Annotated in this window: 18 protein-coding genes; 11 read left to right on the top strand and 7 right to left on the bottom strand. The window is 40.0% G+C overall.

Going from position 1 to position 16,099, the window contains the following annotated elements; translation table 11 throughout:
• Positions 1-256: 256 nt before the first annotated feature.
• The 7 genes from SporoP8_RS06050 to SporoP8_RS06025 all read left to right on the top strand — a co-directional run bounded on the left by SporoP8_RS06050 (position 257) and on the right by SporoP8_RS06025 (position 5,556).
• Positions 257-1,408, top strand: coding sequence for an ABC transporter substrate-binding protein (locus SporoP8_RS06050; protein WP_085131675.1), 1,152 nt, complete (start codon positions 257-259; stop codon positions 1,406-1,408).
• A gap of 108 nt (positions 1,409-1,516) precedes the next feature.
• The gene (locus tag SporoP8_RS06045; protein WP_085131674.1) at positions 1,517-2,401 is read left to right on the top strand and encodes a branched-chain amino acid ABC transporter permease; all 885 of its coding nucleotides are present in this window, start codon (positions 1,517-1,519) and stop codon (positions 2,399-2,401) included.
• A gap of 4 nt (positions 2,402-2,405) precedes the next feature.
• A complete protein-coding gene (locus tag SporoP8_RS06040) occupies positions 2,406-3,389 on the top strand; it encodes a branched-chain amino acid ABC transporter permease (RefSeq protein WP_085131673.1) in 984 nt (327 codons plus the stop codon).
• Entirely contained in the window at positions 3,361-4,134 is a 774-nt protein-coding gene (locus SporoP8_RS06035) for an ABC transporter ATP-binding protein (protein ID WP_085131672.1), read from the top strand. The genes SporoP8_RS06040 and SporoP8_RS06035 overlap by 29 nt, the downstream gene beginning before the upstream one ends.
• Entirely contained in the window at positions 4,127-4,828 is a 702-nt protein-coding gene (locus SporoP8_RS06030) for an ABC transporter ATP-binding protein (protein WP_085131671.1), read from the top strand. The genes SporoP8_RS06035 and SporoP8_RS06030 overlap by 8 nt, the downstream gene beginning before the upstream one ends.
• A gap of 115 nt (positions 4,829-4,943) precedes the next feature.
• Complete coding sequence (locus SporoP8_RS16495) at positions 4,944-5,096, top strand: P1 family peptidase (RefSeq protein WP_157111229.1); 153 nt, start codon at positions 4,944-4,946, stop codon at positions 5,094-5,096.
• A gap of 115 nt (positions 5,097-5,211) precedes the next feature.
• A complete protein-coding gene (locus SporoP8_RS06025; protein ID WP_085131670.1) occupies positions 5,212-5,556 on the top strand; it encodes a DUF6568 family protein in 345 nt (114 codons plus the stop codon).
• Between the two features lie 74 nt (positions 5,557-5,630).
• Here SporoP8_RS06025 and SporoP8_RS06020 read toward each other — a convergent pair whose 3' ends face one another.
• From SporoP8_RS06020 to SporoP8_RS05995, 6 genes are all read right to left on the bottom strand, one after another.
• Positions 5,631-6,266 carry a precorrin-2 dehydrogenase/sirohydrochlorin ferrochelatase family protein gene (locus SporoP8_RS06020; protein ID WP_085131669.1) on the bottom strand — a complete coding sequence of 212 codons (636 nt, stop codon included), beginning with the start codon at positions 6,264-6,266 and terminating at the stop codon, positions 5,631-5,633.
• Positions 6,247-7,008, bottom strand: coding sequence for a sirohydrochlorin chelatase (locus SporoP8_RS06015; protein ID WP_085131668.1), 762 nt, complete (start codon positions 7,006-7,008; stop codon positions 6,247-6,249). Before SporoP8_RS06015 ends, SporoP8_RS06020 begins: the two co-directional genes overlap by 20 nt.
• The gene (gene cobA / locus SporoP8_RS06010) at positions 7,005-7,781 is read right to left on the bottom strand and encodes a uroporphyrinogen-III C-methyltransferase (RefSeq protein ID WP_085131667.1); all 777 of its coding nucleotides are present in this window, start codon (positions 7,779-7,781) and stop codon (positions 7,005-7,007) included. Before cobA ends, SporoP8_RS06015 begins: the two co-directional genes overlap by 4 nt.
• Positions 7,782-7,793: 12 nt before the next feature.
• A complete protein-coding gene (gene cysC / locus SporoP8_RS06005) occupies positions 7,794-8,390 on the bottom strand; it encodes an adenylyl-sulfate kinase (RefSeq protein ID WP_085131666.1) in 597 nt (198 codons plus the stop codon).
• Between the two features lie 11 nt (positions 8,391-8,401).
• Positions 8,402-9,544, bottom strand: coding sequence for a sulfate adenylyltransferase (gene sat / locus SporoP8_RS06000; protein ID WP_085131665.1), 1,143 nt, complete (start codon positions 9,542-9,544; stop codon positions 8,402-8,404).
• 68 nt (positions 9,545-9,612) lie between these two features.
• On the bottom strand, positions 9,613-10,320 hold the full coding sequence (locus SporoP8_RS05995) for a phosphoadenylyl-sulfate reductase (RefSeq protein ID WP_085131664.1): 708 nt from the start codon (positions 10,318-10,320) through the stop codon (positions 9,613-9,615).
• 1,953 nt (positions 10,321-12,273) lie between these two features.
• Between SporoP8_RS05995 and SporoP8_RS05980 the strand changes: the two genes are divergently transcribed.
• Positions 12,274-12,990, top strand: a complete 717-nt coding sequence (locus SporoP8_RS05980; RefSeq protein WP_085131661.1) for a YebC/PmpR family DNA-binding transcriptional regulator — start codon at positions 12,274-12,276, stop codon at positions 12,988-12,990.
• 42 nt (positions 12,991-13,032) lie between these two features.
• Here SporoP8_RS05980 and SporoP8_RS05975 read toward each other — a convergent pair whose 3' ends face one another.
• Positions 13,033-13,407, bottom strand: coding sequence for an SLAP domain-containing protein (locus tag SporoP8_RS05975; protein ID WP_085131660.1), 375 nt, complete (start codon positions 13,405-13,407; stop codon positions 13,033-13,035).
• Between the two features lie 221 nt (positions 13,408-13,628).
• Between SporoP8_RS05975 and SporoP8_RS05970 the strand changes: the two genes are divergently transcribed.
• The 3 genes from SporoP8_RS05970 (at position 13,629) to SporoP8_RS05960 (ending at position 16,087) form a co-directional block, all read left to right on the top strand.
• Positions 13,629-14,096 (top strand): low molecular weight protein-tyrosine-phosphatase, encoded by a 468-nt coding sequence (locus SporoP8_RS05970; RefSeq protein ID WP_085131659.1) that lies wholly within the window; start codon positions 13,629-13,631, stop codon positions 14,094-14,096.
• Complete coding sequence (locus tag SporoP8_RS05965) at positions 14,093-14,794, top strand: RluA family pseudouridine synthase (RefSeq protein WP_085131658.1); 702 nt, start codon at positions 14,093-14,095, stop codon at positions 14,792-14,794. The genes SporoP8_RS05970 and SporoP8_RS05965 overlap by 4 nt, the downstream gene beginning before the upstream one ends.
• Positions 14,795-14,869: 75 nt before the next feature.
• Positions 14,870-16,087, top strand: a complete 1,218-nt coding sequence (locus SporoP8_RS05960; RefSeq protein ID WP_085131657.1) for a carboxylate--amine ligase — start codon at positions 14,870-14,872, stop codon at positions 16,085-16,087.
• Positions 16,088-16,099 lie beyond the last annotated feature (12 nt).

The following is a 16,099-nucleotide window of genomic DNA, read 5'->3' as shown; positions in this document are numbered from 1 at the left end:
TATATTCAATTAAGAAATAAATATCTCTAATATGATAGATAGTTTTAAATATTGTAAATATTACAACCTATGCTATTAATAATAGGGTATAATCAAAATATTAGTTATATCACTATTTTGTCACATGAAAACAGAAGCTCATGTTCGATGAGTCATAAGATAACCAGAGTTGTGACAAATGATATAACTAACAAATTATTGAGAGTTGTATAATTCTCGATGATTGAAATTTCAATCAAGTAGGGGGCTGGGTAGTATGAGTAAAAGAAGTAAACTCTTGTTTACAGTTTTAATGGCTTTCACATTAGTAATGTTAGCCGCATGTGGAAACTCATCAACAGATGATACTGAAGGTGCAGATTCTGGTGATGTTGTAAAAGCAAAAGTAGGCGTTATTTCATACTTAACTGGCCCAGGTGCTAGTTATGGTGAAGCGATTACAAACGGAATTAATCTCGCACACAAAGAAATTACTGAACTTGGAGAAGTGGACATTGAGTTGAAAATTGAAGACTCTGCTGGTAAACAAGAAGAAGCACTATCAGTTGCACAAAAATTAATGAACTCAGAAAATGTAGATGCAATTATTGGGCCTACTTTAAGTACTGAAATGCAAATTGTTGGACCAGAAGCAGATTTAAACGGTGTTCCGATTCTAGGTACATCAAACACAGCTGAAGGTATTCCACAACTTGGAGAATATGTATTCAGAAATTCAATTCCTGAGACATTAGCAATTCCTGCATCTGTGCAGAAAGCTATTGATAAATATGGCGCAAAAAAGGTTGCGATTTTATACGGAAATGATGATGTATTCACAAAAGCAGGATATGACACGATGAAGCAAGTTGCTGAAGATTTAGATTTAGAAGTTTTAACAACAGAAACTTTCCAATTAGGACAATCTGATTATAAAGCACAATTAACAAAAATTAAAAGCCTAAATCCAGACTTAGTTTTAGCTTCTGCTCTTTATAATGAAGGCGCAGTAATTCTTGATCAAGCCCGCAAAATGGGAATTGACGTACCATTCGTTGGCGGTAATGGTTTTAACTCACCGGAAGTTATTGAAATTGCTGGCGATGCTGCAAATGGTTTAATCGTTGCAACTCCTTGGTTCGCTAAGAAAGACAACGAGAAAGTTAAAAAGTTTGTTGAAGATTATAAAGCGGCTTACGGTATGGAGCCGGACCAGTTCGCAGCACAAGCATATGATGGTTTTTATGTAATGGCTGAAGCAATTAAAAATGCTGGTGAAGCAGATCGTGATGCGATTCGTGATGCACTGGCTGAAATTAAAGATTTTGAAGGCGTTCTAGGAAATATGTCATTTGATGAAGACGGTGACATTATTATGGAGCCAACTGTTTTAATTATTGAAGATGATGAATACGTAGTATTCGAATAATTTTTCAAGGAAGGGGCTGGGGATTTTCCCAGCCTTGTTGTTTTCCTAAATGACTTACGAAAAATGAGATTAATCATATAAGTCGAAAATGAAGAAGGAGGAGTACTATTGCTAATTGAACAATTAATAAATGGTTTAACATTAGGAAGTATCTATGTCATTGTTGCGCTAGGTTACACGCTCGTATTTGGTGTGTTGAACGTAGTAAACATGGGGCACGGGGAAATCTTTATGTTCGGAGCATTTATGGGCGTCGTTGTCACGAATATATTGGGTTGGCCATTATATATTGCATTTGTCGTAGCCATTGTAGTGACGGGAATTTTAGGCTATTTTCTCGAAACATTTGCGCTAAGACCATTACGAGGGAAAGAAGGTGTCTCACATCTTGCGCCTTTAATAAGTACAATCGGTGTTTCTATTTTTCTTGAGAACGTTGCACATCACTTTTTTGGTTCAGGCAACCAACCATTCCGTACATCACTTTCAGAATTAAAATTCGTTTTAGGATCAACAACTGTTTACTACGTTCAAATTATTATTTTCGTTATTGCTATTTTACTAATGTTTGGACTTACTTTTTGGTTATCTAAAACAAAAGCAGGAAAAGCATTACGTGCAAGCGCGGAAAACTTAGCAGTAGCAAGTCTTCTCGGTGTAAATACGAAAAAAACGATAACGCAAACTGTTATTATTGCATCAGCAATGGGTGGAATTGCTGGAATTTTAGTGGGAATCGCTTTCAACTCTGTTAACCCTCAAATGGGTTTATCTTTCGGACTTAAAGGATTAGCTATTATTATTTTAGGTGGTTTAGGTAATGTTAGAGGAGCCATGGTAGGTGGTTTGATTTTAGGGATGGCTGAAACATTTATCGTAGCATATGGAGATTCAGGTTATCGGGATGCTGTTGCGTTTATCGCTATCATTGTTATTTTAATCGTACGACCACAAGGAATCTTTGGAACAGCTACAACTGGGAGAAAGGGTTGATTAGATGTTAGGCGAATTAATAAACCCGTATTATCTACAAGTTACTTCTTTTATTTTAATTAATATCATTCTAGCTGTTAGCATATACATAACGCTTGGAACAGGACAATTATCACTTGGTCATGCGGGCTTTATGAGTATAGGTGCGTACACAACAGCTATTCTAACGCTTAATTATAATATGCCGCTTGTACTCGGTGTCATTATAGCTGCTATCTTTACAGGGATTGTTGGGACATTAATCGGTATTCCGGCTTTAAGATTGCAAGGTGTTTATCTCGCTATTGCAACACTTGGGTTCGGTGAAGTCGTTCGAGTTCTTTTCATTAACTGGGATGGTTTAACAAACGGTGCAATTGGCTTATCAGGCATTCCGCATCTTGGAAGAGAAATACTTAGTGTAAGTAAAACTATAGGAATAGAACCTGATATGTTTGGGTTGAAAAACAACCAGTTCATAAGTTTAGCTGTCTTTTTTGTCTTACTTATTATAACGATTTCTGTCATTTGGTTCTTCGTGAGACAAAATAATTCTAGAATTGGACGTGCTTTCTCCGCTATTAAAATGGATGAAGAAGCATCAGAAGCAATGGGTATTAATATTACTTATTACAAAGTATTAGCTTTCGGTCAAGGCGCAATGTTAGCAGGATTTGCAGGCGCCTTATATGCTCATTTAATGGCGTACATTAGCCCATCAGACTTTGATTATCATAGAGCAGTAGAAATATTGATTTTCTCTATTTTTGGCGGAAGCGAAGTGATATGGGGATCCATATTCGGAGCTGTGTTCTTATCTGCAATGCCGGAATTCTTACGTTTTATCAACGAATATCGATTTATGATTTATGGTGCGCTTCTTGTTCTTATGATGGCGTTCCGCCCACAAGGAATTATCGATGTGAATATGATGAACCGATTTAAACGATTAAGACCTAAGAAGAAAGGGGAGAAAAAGCATGGTGCTGGAAATAAAGAAGATCAGTAAAAACTTCGGTGGTATCCAAGCTTTAACCGATGTCTCATTTTCAGTGGAAGAAGGCGAAATTCTTGGTTTAATTGGGCCTAATGGTGCTGGAAAGACGACTATGTTTAATATGATTACAGCTATGTATCCTCCTAGTTCTGGTGAAATATCGTTTGTCGGTAATCCACTTTCGAATTTAAAGCCACATCAAATTACAGAAAAAGGCATTTGCCGTACATTTCAAAATATTCGTCTGTTTTCTGACTTAACAGTACGTGAAAACGTTATGGTAGGTAATCATTGTCGACTAAAAACTAATGTGTTGCAAAGTGTTTTCCGCACGAAAGCTCAAAAAGCAGAAGAAGCTAGAGTCTTGGCAACTTCAGATGAGATATTAGAAGTTGTTGGCTTAGCGGATGATAAAGAAACAATTGCAAAAAACCTTTCATACGGTGCGCAGCGGAGATTAGAAATCGCAAGAGCTTTAGCAAGTAGACCAAAGTTAATCCTTCTTGATGAACCAGCAGCTGGGATGAACGAAAAAGAAACGAATGATTTATTTAATTTAATTAAAAAAATCCAAACGTTAGATATTACAGTGCTACTTATCGAACATGATATGCCACTCGTGATGCGTGTTTGTAGTAGAATTATCGTTTTGAACTTTGGTAAAAAAATTGCAGAAGGTACACCGAGCAGTATTCAAAATAATAAAGAAGTAATTGAAGCCTACCTCGGGGTTGAGGAGGAAGATGAGCTTGCTTAAACTAGATAACATCAGTACCTTTTATGGAAAAATTCAAGCGTTAAAAAGTATAGATATAGCTGTAGAAGAAGGGACAATCGTAACGATTTTAGGTGCCAATGGTGCTGGTAAGACGACGATGATGAATACCATCGCTGGGCTTTTAAAACCCAAAGAAGGTACTATCCATTATTTAGGGAAAGACGTTACAGGTCGTCGACCGGACCAGCTTTTAAGAAATGGTTTAGCGCTTGTTCCAGAAGGTAGAGGTATTTTGGCAACAATGACTGTTTTAGAAAACTTGGAAATGGGTGCATATCACCGAAGTGATTCAGAAGTTAGCGCGGATATTGAAAAGGTGATGGATCGCTTTCCGATTCTGAGAGAAAGAAAAGAACAATACGGTGGGACACTTTCAGGTGGACAACAACAAATGTTAGCGATTGCCAGAGTGATTATGTCTAGGCCAAAGCTTCTTTTACTAGATGAACCTTCAATGGGTCTAGCACCGATCATCGTTGCAGATATATTTAAAATTATTAAAGAGATTAATGAAGCGGGTACCACAGTCTTACTTGTTGAACAAAATGCGCGACAAGCATTAAAAGTAGCAGATCATGGTTATGTACTTGAAAATGGGAAAGTAGTTGCTTCTGGTACTGCTAAAGAATTATTGCAAGATGATACGATTAAGAAAGCCTATTTAGGTCATTAATCAAGATTGAAAAGGTAGTAGAACTTTGCTGCCTTTTTTATTTTGATTAAAATAGAGAAAACTAGTCTGAAACTAAGTCTTTACTTATTTAAAATTTTAACTTGGGGTGAATAACATGGACTCGCGTGAATCTAAAAAGTTAGAGATGGATGACCTTTTTCTCAGTGCAGCTGAAGTGGCTGAAGAAGCAATAGTGAATTCCCTATCACAGGCTATCACGACGACAGGACGGATGGGGAATATCATCCACGCCTATCCGTTTGAATAGATAGTATGATGGGGGTCTTTGAAAAGTATATGGAGGTGAACCGATAAGCAGATTTGTTTGAGTCTTTACACAATGCGGTATACTAATACTAACAATGAAAGGAGATTGATCATAAATGGGTTATGAAGAAAATGTAGCGGGTTTTGATAAAATTGATTCGGCAAGAGCAGACGAACTAGTAAAAGGGGACGGCGAGGCTGTAATCTATGTCGGTAAATCCGTATGTCCTTTCTGCCAACTATTCGTTGAAAAATTAAACAAAGTGGCTAAAGAAACGGATGCCCATATCTATTACGTTAACAGTATTGAAAATGCTGACATGAAAGGTGTTTCTGCTTTCCGTAATGAGTACGACATTCCAACAGTGCCTGGCTTCATCTACACAAATGGAGACACAGTAAATATTAAATGTGATTCTTCCATGTCTGAAGAAGAAATCAAATCATTCATGAATAAGTAATCGATTAAAAACTACATAAAGAGATCCTTAATTCGTAAGTGAATTAAGGATCTCTTTTAATTCTATTTTCTTTTTTAACTGATGAGCTTTTTTGACGGAAAGGTTTGCTGTAGTTCGTTCATAAGAGTTTGCCGCTCTTCTGCATTATGGAGATAAATAGGCTCGATAGCTTCTTTCAGCCATGTCCTACGCTCTGCGCGATCCGCGATGTAAAGCTTCACATAGTGTCGAACATCAGCAAGGAAATCCAGGTAGTCCTCATATCGTTCATCATAGGTTTCTGCAATTTCGTCACGAACATTTTTGGCCAATGAAGGACTTGCGCCACTTGTCGATACACTGATGATCAGTTTACCGCGTGTCATAACAGCGGGAATCTGTGCAGTACCTAAAGAAGGATTGGAAGCGTGAACGACCAGTTTACCCGCATCTTTTAATTGTTTGGCAAGACAATCATTTACTGCTTCGTCATCCGTTACAAGCAAGGTGAGAAAAGCATTTGCAACGTCTTCCCATTGTGCTTTTTTCGTGATGAGTGTAACCGTCCCTCGTTGTTCTAGTTCTTCAAAAGACGGGTGGAATTCAGGGCTGATAATGGTAGGATGGATACCGAAACGATGGAGGTTGAGTACTTTGTGATATGCGACGTGCCCGCCACCGACTAGGAAAATATTTGATTCATCCATGTTTTCAAGCATGATGGGGAACATAGAGACCACGTTTCCTTTCTGTTGCTTCATCGGCCCTTTCATTCAGAATCGCATGAATCACGGGATCATAGCCTAATTCGGGGCATAGATGAATAGCGGTTGTTGTTTTAGTTTTCTTTAGTGTTCGTTCAATTGATTTCATCAAGATACCCGTGAACAATAAATACGGTAAAACATACAAATTCTTTGGCTGATGTTCTAGTAATCGTCCGAGTTCATCTTCATAAAAAGGCTCGCAAGCTGCTAGATAACCGACACTGACATTGTGGAGTTTAGTTTTTTCTTGGAAGATTCTTTTGATTTCTGCAAAATCATCTTGCGTAGCGGGATCACTGCTACCTCTTCCAATCAATAAAATGCATGCATCCTCAGGAATTACTTCTGTCGTTTCATGCAATCGTTCGATTAGCACATTGATCATTCTTTCATCCACACCAATTGGATCACCGTAGTAAACAGGAGTATCAGGATAATCCATCATAACTTCCTGAAGCTCAGTAGGAATATCCACGTTGGCATGACCTGCGCGTAATAACAGAAAGGGGATAGCAATAATTTCTGTTGCGCCCCGTGCGATACAGCGCGCAACGCCTTCAGCAATCGACGGTTCAGCGAGTTCCAGAAAACACGCTTCCTGAATAGGGGCCGCTTCGGTTTCCATTGTCTTCTCAATGAATGCCAAAGCAGCCTGCTGCCCTTTCTTTACGCGGCTGCCATGGCAAATATATAAGATAGCTCTCATACCATCGCCTCGTGTAAACGACGTTCTTTACTGGATTCTTCAAACCATTGTAATTCATCACGCAAGCGAACGACTTCACCGATAATGATCATACTCGGATTTTTGACTTCTTCCAGACGTGCCGTTTCCGTCATAGTAGAAAGCGTCGCAGTAACTGTGCGCTGTGTCTCTGTCGTTCCCCAATGAATGAAGGCAACAGGTGTGTCTGGATCTTTACCATGCTCAATCAATTGTTTTTGGATATAAGGTAGATTGCTGACACCCATATAAATCGCTAGAGTATCAATCCCTTTTGCGAGAGCTTGCCATTTTTCAGTCTCTTCGGCACCTTCTTTACGATGGCCCGTGACGATTGCAAAGGAAGCGCTGTAATCACGATGGGTAACAGGGATTCCTGCATAGGCTGGAGCTGCAATTCCGGACGTAATGCCCGGAATCACTTCGAATGGGATGTGATGCTTCACCACAAACGCTGCTTCTTCACCGCCGCGACCGAATATAAATGGATCGCCGCCTTTCAGACGTACGACTTGTTTACCTTGTTTCGCATGTTTAACCAATAAGAAATTGATCATATCCTGCTGAACGAAATGATGCTTAGGAAGTTTTCCTACAAAAATCAATTCTGCATCGGACTTTACATGAGTTAAGATTTCTTGATTGATCAGTCTGTCATAAAGAACTACATCCGCTTGCTGTATAGCTTTCACTGCTTTGACGGTCAATAAATCAGGATCTCCAGGACCTGCTCCGACTAGCCAAACTTTGCCCATTCCAATCACTCCTTAATGAATCCATTTTTTATCGCGTAAGTAACCGATCAATTGTTCGACACACTCATCAATCGTATATCGATCAGTTTCTAATGTAAGTTCAGGTTTTACTGGTGCTTCATAAGGTGATGAAATCCCAGTAAATTCAGGAATGACACCGGCACGTGCTTTTTCATATAAACCTTTTGGATCACGTTGTTCACAAGCTTCAAGAGGACAACTGATATACACTTCAACAAATTCATCTTCTTCTACTAAGCGTCTGACGCCATCACGATCCTCTTGGAAAGGGGAGATGAATGCGGTAAACACGAGCTGACCACTGTCAATGAATAATTTCGAGACTTCACCAATGCGACGAATGTTTTCTTTACGTGCTTCATCAGAGAAGCCAAGGTCCTTATTTAAGCCATGACGAACATTATCACCATCAAGTACATAAGTGTTAGCACCAAGATCATGCAACCGGCGTGCGGCTGCATTAGCAATGGTGGATTTACCCGAACCGGATAGGCCAGTGAAGTAGAGTACTGCACTATGATGTTTATTTTTTGATCGTTGTTGTTCTTTTGAAATTAATTGGTCATGCCATACAATGTTCTTTGCCATATCGTCATCCCTCACTTCGCCAGTTCTTTTTCTTGTAATCCATTAATGAGTACATCGACCACTTCTTTGCGACTGAATTCCGGTGGAGGCAAGATGCCGTTTTTCAACATCTCACGCACCTTAGTTCCCGAAAGGATGACATGGTCCTCACTGGAGTGCGGGCAAGTTTTAGGTGTTGCCATATTGCCGCAAGTTTTACAGAAGAAACTATGCTCAAAGAACAGTAATGTGATGCCGATTTCCTCCGCTGTAAAGTTCGAGAAGATTTCTTGTGCTTCGTATGTGCCATAATAATTTCCAACACCTGCATGGTCACGACCGACGATAAAGTGTGTGCAACCATAATTTTTACGCACAAGCGCATGGAATATTGCCTCGCGTGGTCCTGCATAACGCATTGCAGCAGGGAAGACAGCCAACTTCACGCGATCTTCAGGGTAGTAATCACTCAGTAGAACTTGATAACTCTCCATCCGTACATCGGCTGGGATATCGTCAGACTTTGTTTCACCAACTAGCGGGTTGAGCAAAAGTGCGTCCACGATTTCGAGTGCAGTTTTTTGAATATACTCATGTGCACGGTGCACAGGATTACGCGTTTGGAATCCGACAATCGTCTTCCAGCCATTACTTTCAAATGCTTGACGAGTTTCAGAAGGATCGAAATAAAACTCAGCAAAATAATTCTGTTCTATTCGTCTGATCAGTTTAATCGGTCCACCTAGATAGATATGGCCGCGATCAAGTAACTTCGCTACACCTGGATGTGCACGGTCAGTTGTTTTATACACTTTTTCTGCTTCAATTTGTTGATCAGGTTCGAAGATATCCGTTATTTCAAGTGTGCCGAATATATCACCTTGATAGTCGAGTAATACTGTATCGCCAACGGAGTAAGCCGAACTGTCTTTTACGGGTAGCGTAATAGGCAAACTCCATATCGTACCGTCCGCGAGACGAATATCATTGACGACTGCATGATAATCTTTAGAAGTTAAAAATCCAGTTAACGGGCTATAGGCACCCGTTGCGATTAATTCCAAATCACTCACTGATGTTGCATCAATAGAGACTGTTTTGTGCAATCCTTTAATGGAGAGAGTGGGATCATATAAATTAACTAAATTACCGCCATGTGGTTGTATTGTTGTCATTTTTAAGCACCTATCCTTTACATTTTAATAAGTCATATAGAAATACTAGGTTTTAAATTTAAAAAAATTTACGTATGCAGGCCACATTCTGTTTTGCCACTACCAGTCCAACGTCCGGAACGCATGTCTTCTTCAGTAAAAGCTGGTTTTGTACAGTTTGCACAACCAATACTCGGATAACCTTGATCATGGAGTATATTATAGTCCAGTTCATGTGTGTGGGCGAAACGCCACACATCTTTCCATGTCCAATGAATAAGCGGACACACTTTAATCTTCTCAAAACGGTTATCTAGATTTAGATAATCCGTAGATTTTCTCATTTCAGATTGTTCTCTACGTAATCCTGATATCCATGCGGTGGAAGGGTCAATAGCTTCTTCCAATGGTTTAATCTTCCGCAAATCACAACATTGATTTGAGTTGGTTTTCCAGAGATCTACACCGTATTGATTTGTCTGTTCTTCAATAGTCAATCCAGGTTGTTGCAAATGAATTTGAAGTTGAGGATAGCGCTTCTTCACTTTTTCTATCGTGTCATACGTTTCTTTAAAATGATAATTAGTGTCTAAGAAAACAATCTTGGCATTGGGCTTCACCCGTGAAATCAGTTCAATTAATACAATACCTTCGATACCAAAGCTACAAGCATAGACTAACTTTTCTCCATAATGATCATAAGCCCATTTCAATACTTCAGACGCTCCTTTGGTCTCGGAATCTGTCGGAAACTTTGGTAAGACCGGTGCATCTTTCCACGATTCAAATGTGACCATTCCATCCCCCCGCTAACTGTTATATTATTAACAGTTTAACAGACAATTAAAAATAGTCAATACAAATTAGAATAGTAGGGATTGAAATTTTTATTTATTTAAATAATGGCGATTTCTTATTTGGAAGAGACTCTAAAGCATGGTAAGTACTCAACGAACATGGGTAGTATTTTTGAAAATTTATTTTATTTCCGGGATTTGTAGAAAGTTTCTTGTTTTCATGGTAGTGCGAAGAAAGAGTATATTGATCCTTAGTATAGTGCTATAGGATGGTTTACGTGTTGGAAATGGTGCAAGGCAGTGTGAGTAGTTGAATTTTTAATGGAATTAGTGCTTGTTGGATTCCGTTTCTGTTAGGGGTGCGTGGTTTTGCTGGCAATGAGACTGGGGCGGTCATGGTCCTCACTCCGGCGCTGGTGGATGGGTTTCGTAAGGAGCCACTGACAGAAAGTTCGCCTGTCTCTGTTTTTATTTCTGTTAGAACCACAACTTACATCATTACCACTAAGTAGCACAGGCACAACTGCGGGGTAGGCCGTGGCCATGAGACAACTGGCAGCCCTATCGCCAGCTGGCTCAGGGCTGGAGGCAATCCCCCACGTGCCTGAGCGGGTCGAGAAAGTGAACACTTGCTAACTTCAGAATCCAAAAATAAGTCGAGCGACGTCCCCAACAAAAGTAAGCAAGAAATGCATAATAGCTATCACCATGTCACTGTTTTTCTCTTCGCTAGAAACACAAACTAATTCATTTCCCCAAAGTAGCGCAGGCACAACTGCGGGGTAGGCCGTGGCCATGAGACAACTGGCAGCCCCATCGCCAGCTGGCTCAGGGCTGTAGGCAATCCCCCACGTGCCTGCGCGGGTCCAGAAAGCATACACTCACCAATTTTAGTACCCAACAATCAGTCGAGCGACGTCCCCAACAAAAGTGAGCAAGAAATGCATGAAAGCTATCACAATGTCACTGTTTTTCTTTTTGTTAGAAACACAAACTAATTCATTTCCCCACAGTAGCGCAGGCACAACTGCGGGGTAGGCCGTGGCCCTGAGACAACTGGCAGCCCCATCGCCAGCTGGCTCAGGGCTGGAGGCAATCCCCCACGTGCCTGCGCGGGTCCAGAAAGCATACACTCACCAATTTTAGTACCCAACAATCAGTCGAGCGACGTCCCCAACAAAAGTGAGCAAGAAATGCATGAAAGCTATCACAATGTCACTGTTTTTCTTTTTGTTAGAAACACAAACTAATTCATTTCCCCACAGTAGCGCAAGCACAACTGCGGGGGAGGCCGTGGCCCTGAGACAACTGGCAGCCCCATCGCCAGCTGGCTCAGGGCTGGAGGCAATCCCCCAAGTGCCTGCGCGGGTCCAGAAAGTGAACACTTGCTAACTTCAGTACCCAAAAATAAGTCGAGCGACGTACCCAACAAAAAGTGAGTAAGAAATACATGATAGCTATCACCATGTCACTGGTTTTCTCTTTGCTAGAAACACAAACTAATTCTTTTCCCCAAAGTAGCGCAGGCACAACTGCGGGGTAGGCCGTGGCCCTGAGACAACTGGCAGCCCCATCGCCAGCTGGCTCAGGGCTGGAGGCAATCCCCCACGTGCCTGCGCGGGTCCAGAAAGCATACCCTCGCTAATTTCAATACCTAACAATCAGTCGAGCGACGTCCCCAACCAAAAGTGAGTAAGACGGGCAGCCGCGTAGTGGTTCTGTCAAATGGATTTCTTAGTTGTGTAACGTATAAAAAGTCTTGTTTTGCTAGTACAATCTACATTATTACTACTCAGTAGCGCAGACACTCACTAATTTTTAGTACACGACAACTCTTAGAAGTGTAGAGGTTCCTACCTACGTCTATTTATCTTTTTACTTTTCATGTCAAAAAGCAATTGGTATACTAAATAGTAGTAAATCATTATAACTAAAGGAAAGAGTGTGCACTCAATGGGCCGTAAATGGAATAATATTAAAGAAAAGAAAGCGTCTAAAGATGCGAACACGAGTAGAATCTATGCAAAGTTTGGCCGTGAAATATATGTAGCAGCAAAATCAGGAGATCCAAATCCCGAATCGAATCAAGCATTGAAATTCGTACTCGAACGTGCAAAAACATACAGCATACCTAAAGCGATCATCGACCGTGCAATCGAAAAGGCAAAAGGTGGCGGCGAGGAAAACTTCGACGAACTTCGTTATGAAGGGTTCGGACCGAACGGCTCTATGGTAATCGTGGATGCATTAACAAATAACGTCAATCGGACAGCGTCAGAAGTACGTGCGGCATTTGGTAAAAATGGAGGCAACATGGGCGTGAGTGGTTCTGTAGCTTATATGTTTGATCCAGCTGCTATTATTGGTGTTGAAGGCAAAACAGAAGATGAAGTATTAGAATTATTGATGGAAGCCGACGTTGATGTCAACGATATCGAGGAGGCAGATGGGCAAGTAGTTGTATACGCTGATCCTTCCCATTTCCATGAAGTACAGGAAGCGTTTAATCAAGCTGGTGTTACGGACTTTACTGTAGCAGAGTTATCCATGATAGCTCAGAATGAAATTTCATTAGATGCAGAAGCGCAGGAACAGTTTGAAAAAATGATTGATGCACTAGATGATTTAGAAGATGTACAACAGGTTCATCATAATGTTGAGTTAACTTGAAAAAACAGCTGTTCCATAATGGAGCGGCTGTTTTTTTATGTGTTACTTTATGAAGACCTTCCATCCGTCAGTAGGTTCTTCAGTGGAATCGACACAAGTTGGTAAAAAGACGAAAGACCAAGGTGTTGCCGTAAAAGATGGAATATCTAGGGACAATGAAAAAGTCTCTTCAGCTGCTGTTTCTCCTCGTTCATTTACTACATATACTGTAGCTTCACGAATAGATAATAATTCATCACGATTATTTTGCAAAAATACAGTAGCGACTAATCCTCCATTGCGTTTTCTTTTTAACAGTATAGGTGTAGCTGTAAATTCATCATGAACAGATCTTTTGGTTTCGTATTGATAAATAAAAGCCTGTTTTTGTTGGTCTGATAATGTAGCATCCCACGTTTCTTCAAACATAATTTGCATAGGGTAGACCTCCTTTTTCCTACATCATTCCCTTTGTGATGATATTTAAGTCCTAGTATATCACAAAGTTATAATAAATATTAATTATGACTTAATTCCCTTGTGTAAGACATGTATTTCGTAACGTTTGGAATTATCGCTGATTATTATACATAAAATGAAGAAAATTATCGAATGCTGTATACTAGAATAGAAATATACTAGTAAAGGGAGAGAGTCGTATGATACGTGTATTATTCGTTTGTCTCGGGAATATTTGTCGCTCACCTATGGCTGAAGGAGTATTTCGTAAGATGATTCATACTGAACATTTGGAGAATCACATCGAAGTAGACTCGGCAGGAACAAGCAATTGGCATGTGGGGAAAGCCCCTCATGAAGGAACGATATCCAAACTGGCAGAATTTCAAATTTCGGCAGAGGGGATGGCTGGACGTCAGTTGAATATGAAAGATGCAGCGGAATTTGATTATATTATTGGAATGGACGCAGAAAACATCCGAAATATACATAACATTTTTGGTGATCGTGACCACCAGCGTGTGTTTCGTTTTTTGGATTTGACTAGTCACCAAAAAGACGTTCCAGATCCGTACTTCACTGGTGATTTCCAAGAAACATACGACTTAGTGCTCGAAGGTTGTCAGGCATTATTGGATTGTATTAAAAAAGAGGCATCCATTAAATGAAGATACCTGTACTATATGAAGATAACCATCTCTTAGTCGTGGAAAAGCCTGTCAATGTCCCGGTGCAAAAAGATGAGAGTGGAGATTTGGACGTATTGACTATATTAAAGCAGGATATTAAAAGACGTTATCAAAAACCAGGAAAGGTATATCTTGGCTTAGTACATCGTCTTGATCGTCCTGTTGGCGGTGTGATGGTATTTGCTAAAACTTCCAAAGCGGCATCTCGTCTGTCCAATCAGCTTCGTCGCGGCATCATTGATCGGAGATATTTAGCGATTCTCCGTGGTGTGCCTCAGAAAAGACAATCTACTCTTCAGCATTACTTATACAAGAATCGTCAGAAAAATCAAGTGTATAGTGTGAGACCGAATCATCCGGAAGGGAAAGTGGCCAGTTTGGATTATCAAGTACTTGATAGCAAAATAGATCAAAGTTTAGTAAGTGTACGTCTACATACAGGACGTTCACACCAAATTCGGGTACAAATGGCAACAGAAGGCTTCCCGCTTTATGGTGATCAGAAATATGGTAGTGCAATGAATAAGCGTGGCGAACAGATTGCATTATGGGCGCACAAGTTGGAATTTGAACATCCGACAACAAAGGAAATGATGCAGTTTACTTCAGAAGCACCGCGAGTTTATCCTTGGGAATTATATGCTACTCATGATCAAGTTTATAAAACATATGGTTAGTGAAGAACGGTCCTTTCTTGACTTACGAATTCAGTGCAACTACACTAAATGGAAAAACGTCTGTTGGAGGAATATATGAGTAAGCATTCTTTTATCCCGATTATTGTCGGAACTAATATTAATGCCTATAATATGGCAATTTCATTTCATGAAGAATATGGCATCAAACCTGTAATTGTTGGTAGGGAACCATTACCATTTACAAGCTATAGTACGATTACAGATATCCAGGAACTGAATCACGGTCTACACGATCCAAAAGTATTTGTTCAGTTTTTACGGGATATTGCGAAGAAATACCGTACGGCTGATCAAAAATTAGTGCTTGTCGGAACAGACGATTTATATGTCCGATTGATTATTGAGCAACGAGAAGCTTTGCAAGAAGATTTCTTATTCAATTATATAGATGAAGAAATCATGAATGCCGTGTATATTAAGAAAAACTTCTATAAATTATGTGCAGAGCATGGAATAGATACACCCTCTACGTACTTCCATTCATGTTTATCCGATGAACCATTTACAGAAGAAGTACTGTTCCCGGTCATCATCAAGCCGAGCGATGGTGTTCAATATTATCGTCATCCGTTTGACGGGTTGCAGAAAATCTATAAAGTTGATACATATGAGGAAATCAATCGCATTATCCAAATGGTTAAGGCCAGTGGATACACAGAAGATCTGATCATCCAAGATTTCATTCCTGGGGATGATACGTATATGTGGGATGCTGTATATTACGCTGATCAGCATGGTAAAGCGCAGCTAATCACATTGGCTCAGGTGGTATTACAAGAACGTGCGATGACGGCTATCGGAAATTATACGGCATTGATTACGCGGTATGATGAAGAAATTATGACGAAGTTAGCTAAATTCCTTGAAGCAATTGGCTATGTCGGTTACGGGAACTTCGATTTGAAATACGATGAACGCGATGGCAAATTCAAAGCGTTTGAAGTGAATATCCGTCAAGGACGTTCGAGTTATTACATTACGCAATGCGGTGAGAATATGGCGAAGTATTTGGTCGATGACTTGGTATACGAGAAGGAAAAGCCATTAACCTATCTAGATGACCATTTCTTATTCACTGTCGTACCGAAAGCAGTATTGAAAAAGTTTGTCGATAATCCGCCTATGGAAAAAGAGATTCGATCGCTTATCAAAGCAGGAAAGTATGGTAATCCTTTATTTTACAATAAAGATAAACATATGAAGCGAAAAATGTATTTACTGATGCGTCAAATCAACTATTACAAGAAGTATAAAAATGCTGTCGAAGAATAAAGCGAGGCTGAG

The sequence above is a fragment of the Sporosarcina ureae genome, assembly GCF_002101375.1.
Taxonomy (GTDB): Bacteria; Bacillota; Bacilli; order Bacillales_A; family Planococcaceae; genus Sporosarcina; species Sporosarcina ureae_B.
The sequence above is the reverse complement of the archived record's forward strand: the minus strand, read 5'-3'. Positions and strand labels throughout refer to the sequence as shown.

Coding starts and splice junctions, on each gene's coding strand:
- SporoP8_RS06050 (WP_085131675.1), top strand. CDS start 257: ATGAGTAAAAGAAGTAAACTCTTGTTTACAGTTTTAATGGCTTTCACA.
- SporoP8_RS06040 (WP_085131673.1), top strand. CDS start 2,406: ATGTTAGGCGAATTAATAAACCCGTATTATCTACAAGTTACTTCTTTT.
- SporoP8_RS06035 (WP_085131672.1), top strand. CDS start 3,361: ATGGTGCTGGAAATAAAGAAGATCAGTAAAAACTTCGGTGGTATCCAA.
- SporoP8_RS16495 (WP_157111229.1), top strand. CDS start 4,944: ATGGACTCGCGTGAATCTAAAAAGTTAGAGATGGATGACCTTTTTCTC.
- SporoP8_RS06025 (WP_085131670.1), top strand. CDS start 5,212: ATGGGTTATGAAGAAAATGTAGCGGGTTTTGATAAAATTGATTCGGCA.
- SporoP8_RS06020 (WP_085131669.1), bottom strand. CDS start 6,266: ATGTTCCCCATCATGCTTGAAAACATGGATGAATCAAATATTTTCCTA.
- SporoP8_RS06015 (WP_085131668.1), bottom strand. CDS start 7,008: ATGAGAGCTATCTTATATATTTGCCATGGCAGCCGCGTAAAGAAAGGG.
- cobA (WP_085131667.1), bottom strand. CDS start 7,781: ATGGGCAAAGTTTGGCTAGTCGGAGCAGGTCCTGGAGATCCTGATTTA.
- cysC (WP_085131666.1), bottom strand. CDS start 8,390: ATGGCAAAGAACATTGTATGGCATGACCAATTAATTTCAAAAGAACAA.
- sat (WP_085131665.1), bottom strand. CDS start 9,544: ATGACAACAATACAACCACATGGCGGTAATTTAGTTAATTTATATGAT.
- SporoP8_RS05995 (WP_085131664.1), bottom strand. CDS start 10,320: ATGGTCACATTTGAATCGTGGAAAGATGCACCGGTCTTACCAAAGTTT.
- SporoP8_RS05980 (WP_085131661.1), top strand. CDS start 12,274: ATGGGCCGTAAATGGAATAATATTAAAGAAAAGAAAGCGTCTAAAGAT.
- SporoP8_RS05975 (WP_085131660.1), bottom strand. CDS start 13,407: ATGCAAATTATGTTTGAAGAAACGTGGGATGCTACATTATCAGACCAA.
- SporoP8_RS05970 (WP_085131659.1), top strand. CDS start 13,629: ATGATACGTGTATTATTCGTTTGTCTCGGGAATATTTGTCGCTCACCT.
- SporoP8_RS05965 (WP_085131658.1), top strand. CDS start 14,093: ATGAAGATACCTGTACTATATGAAGATAACCATCTCTTAGTCGTGGAA.
- SporoP8_RS05960 (WP_085131657.1), top strand. CDS start 14,870: ATGAGTAAGCATTCTTTTATCCCGATTATTGTCGGAACTAATATTAAT.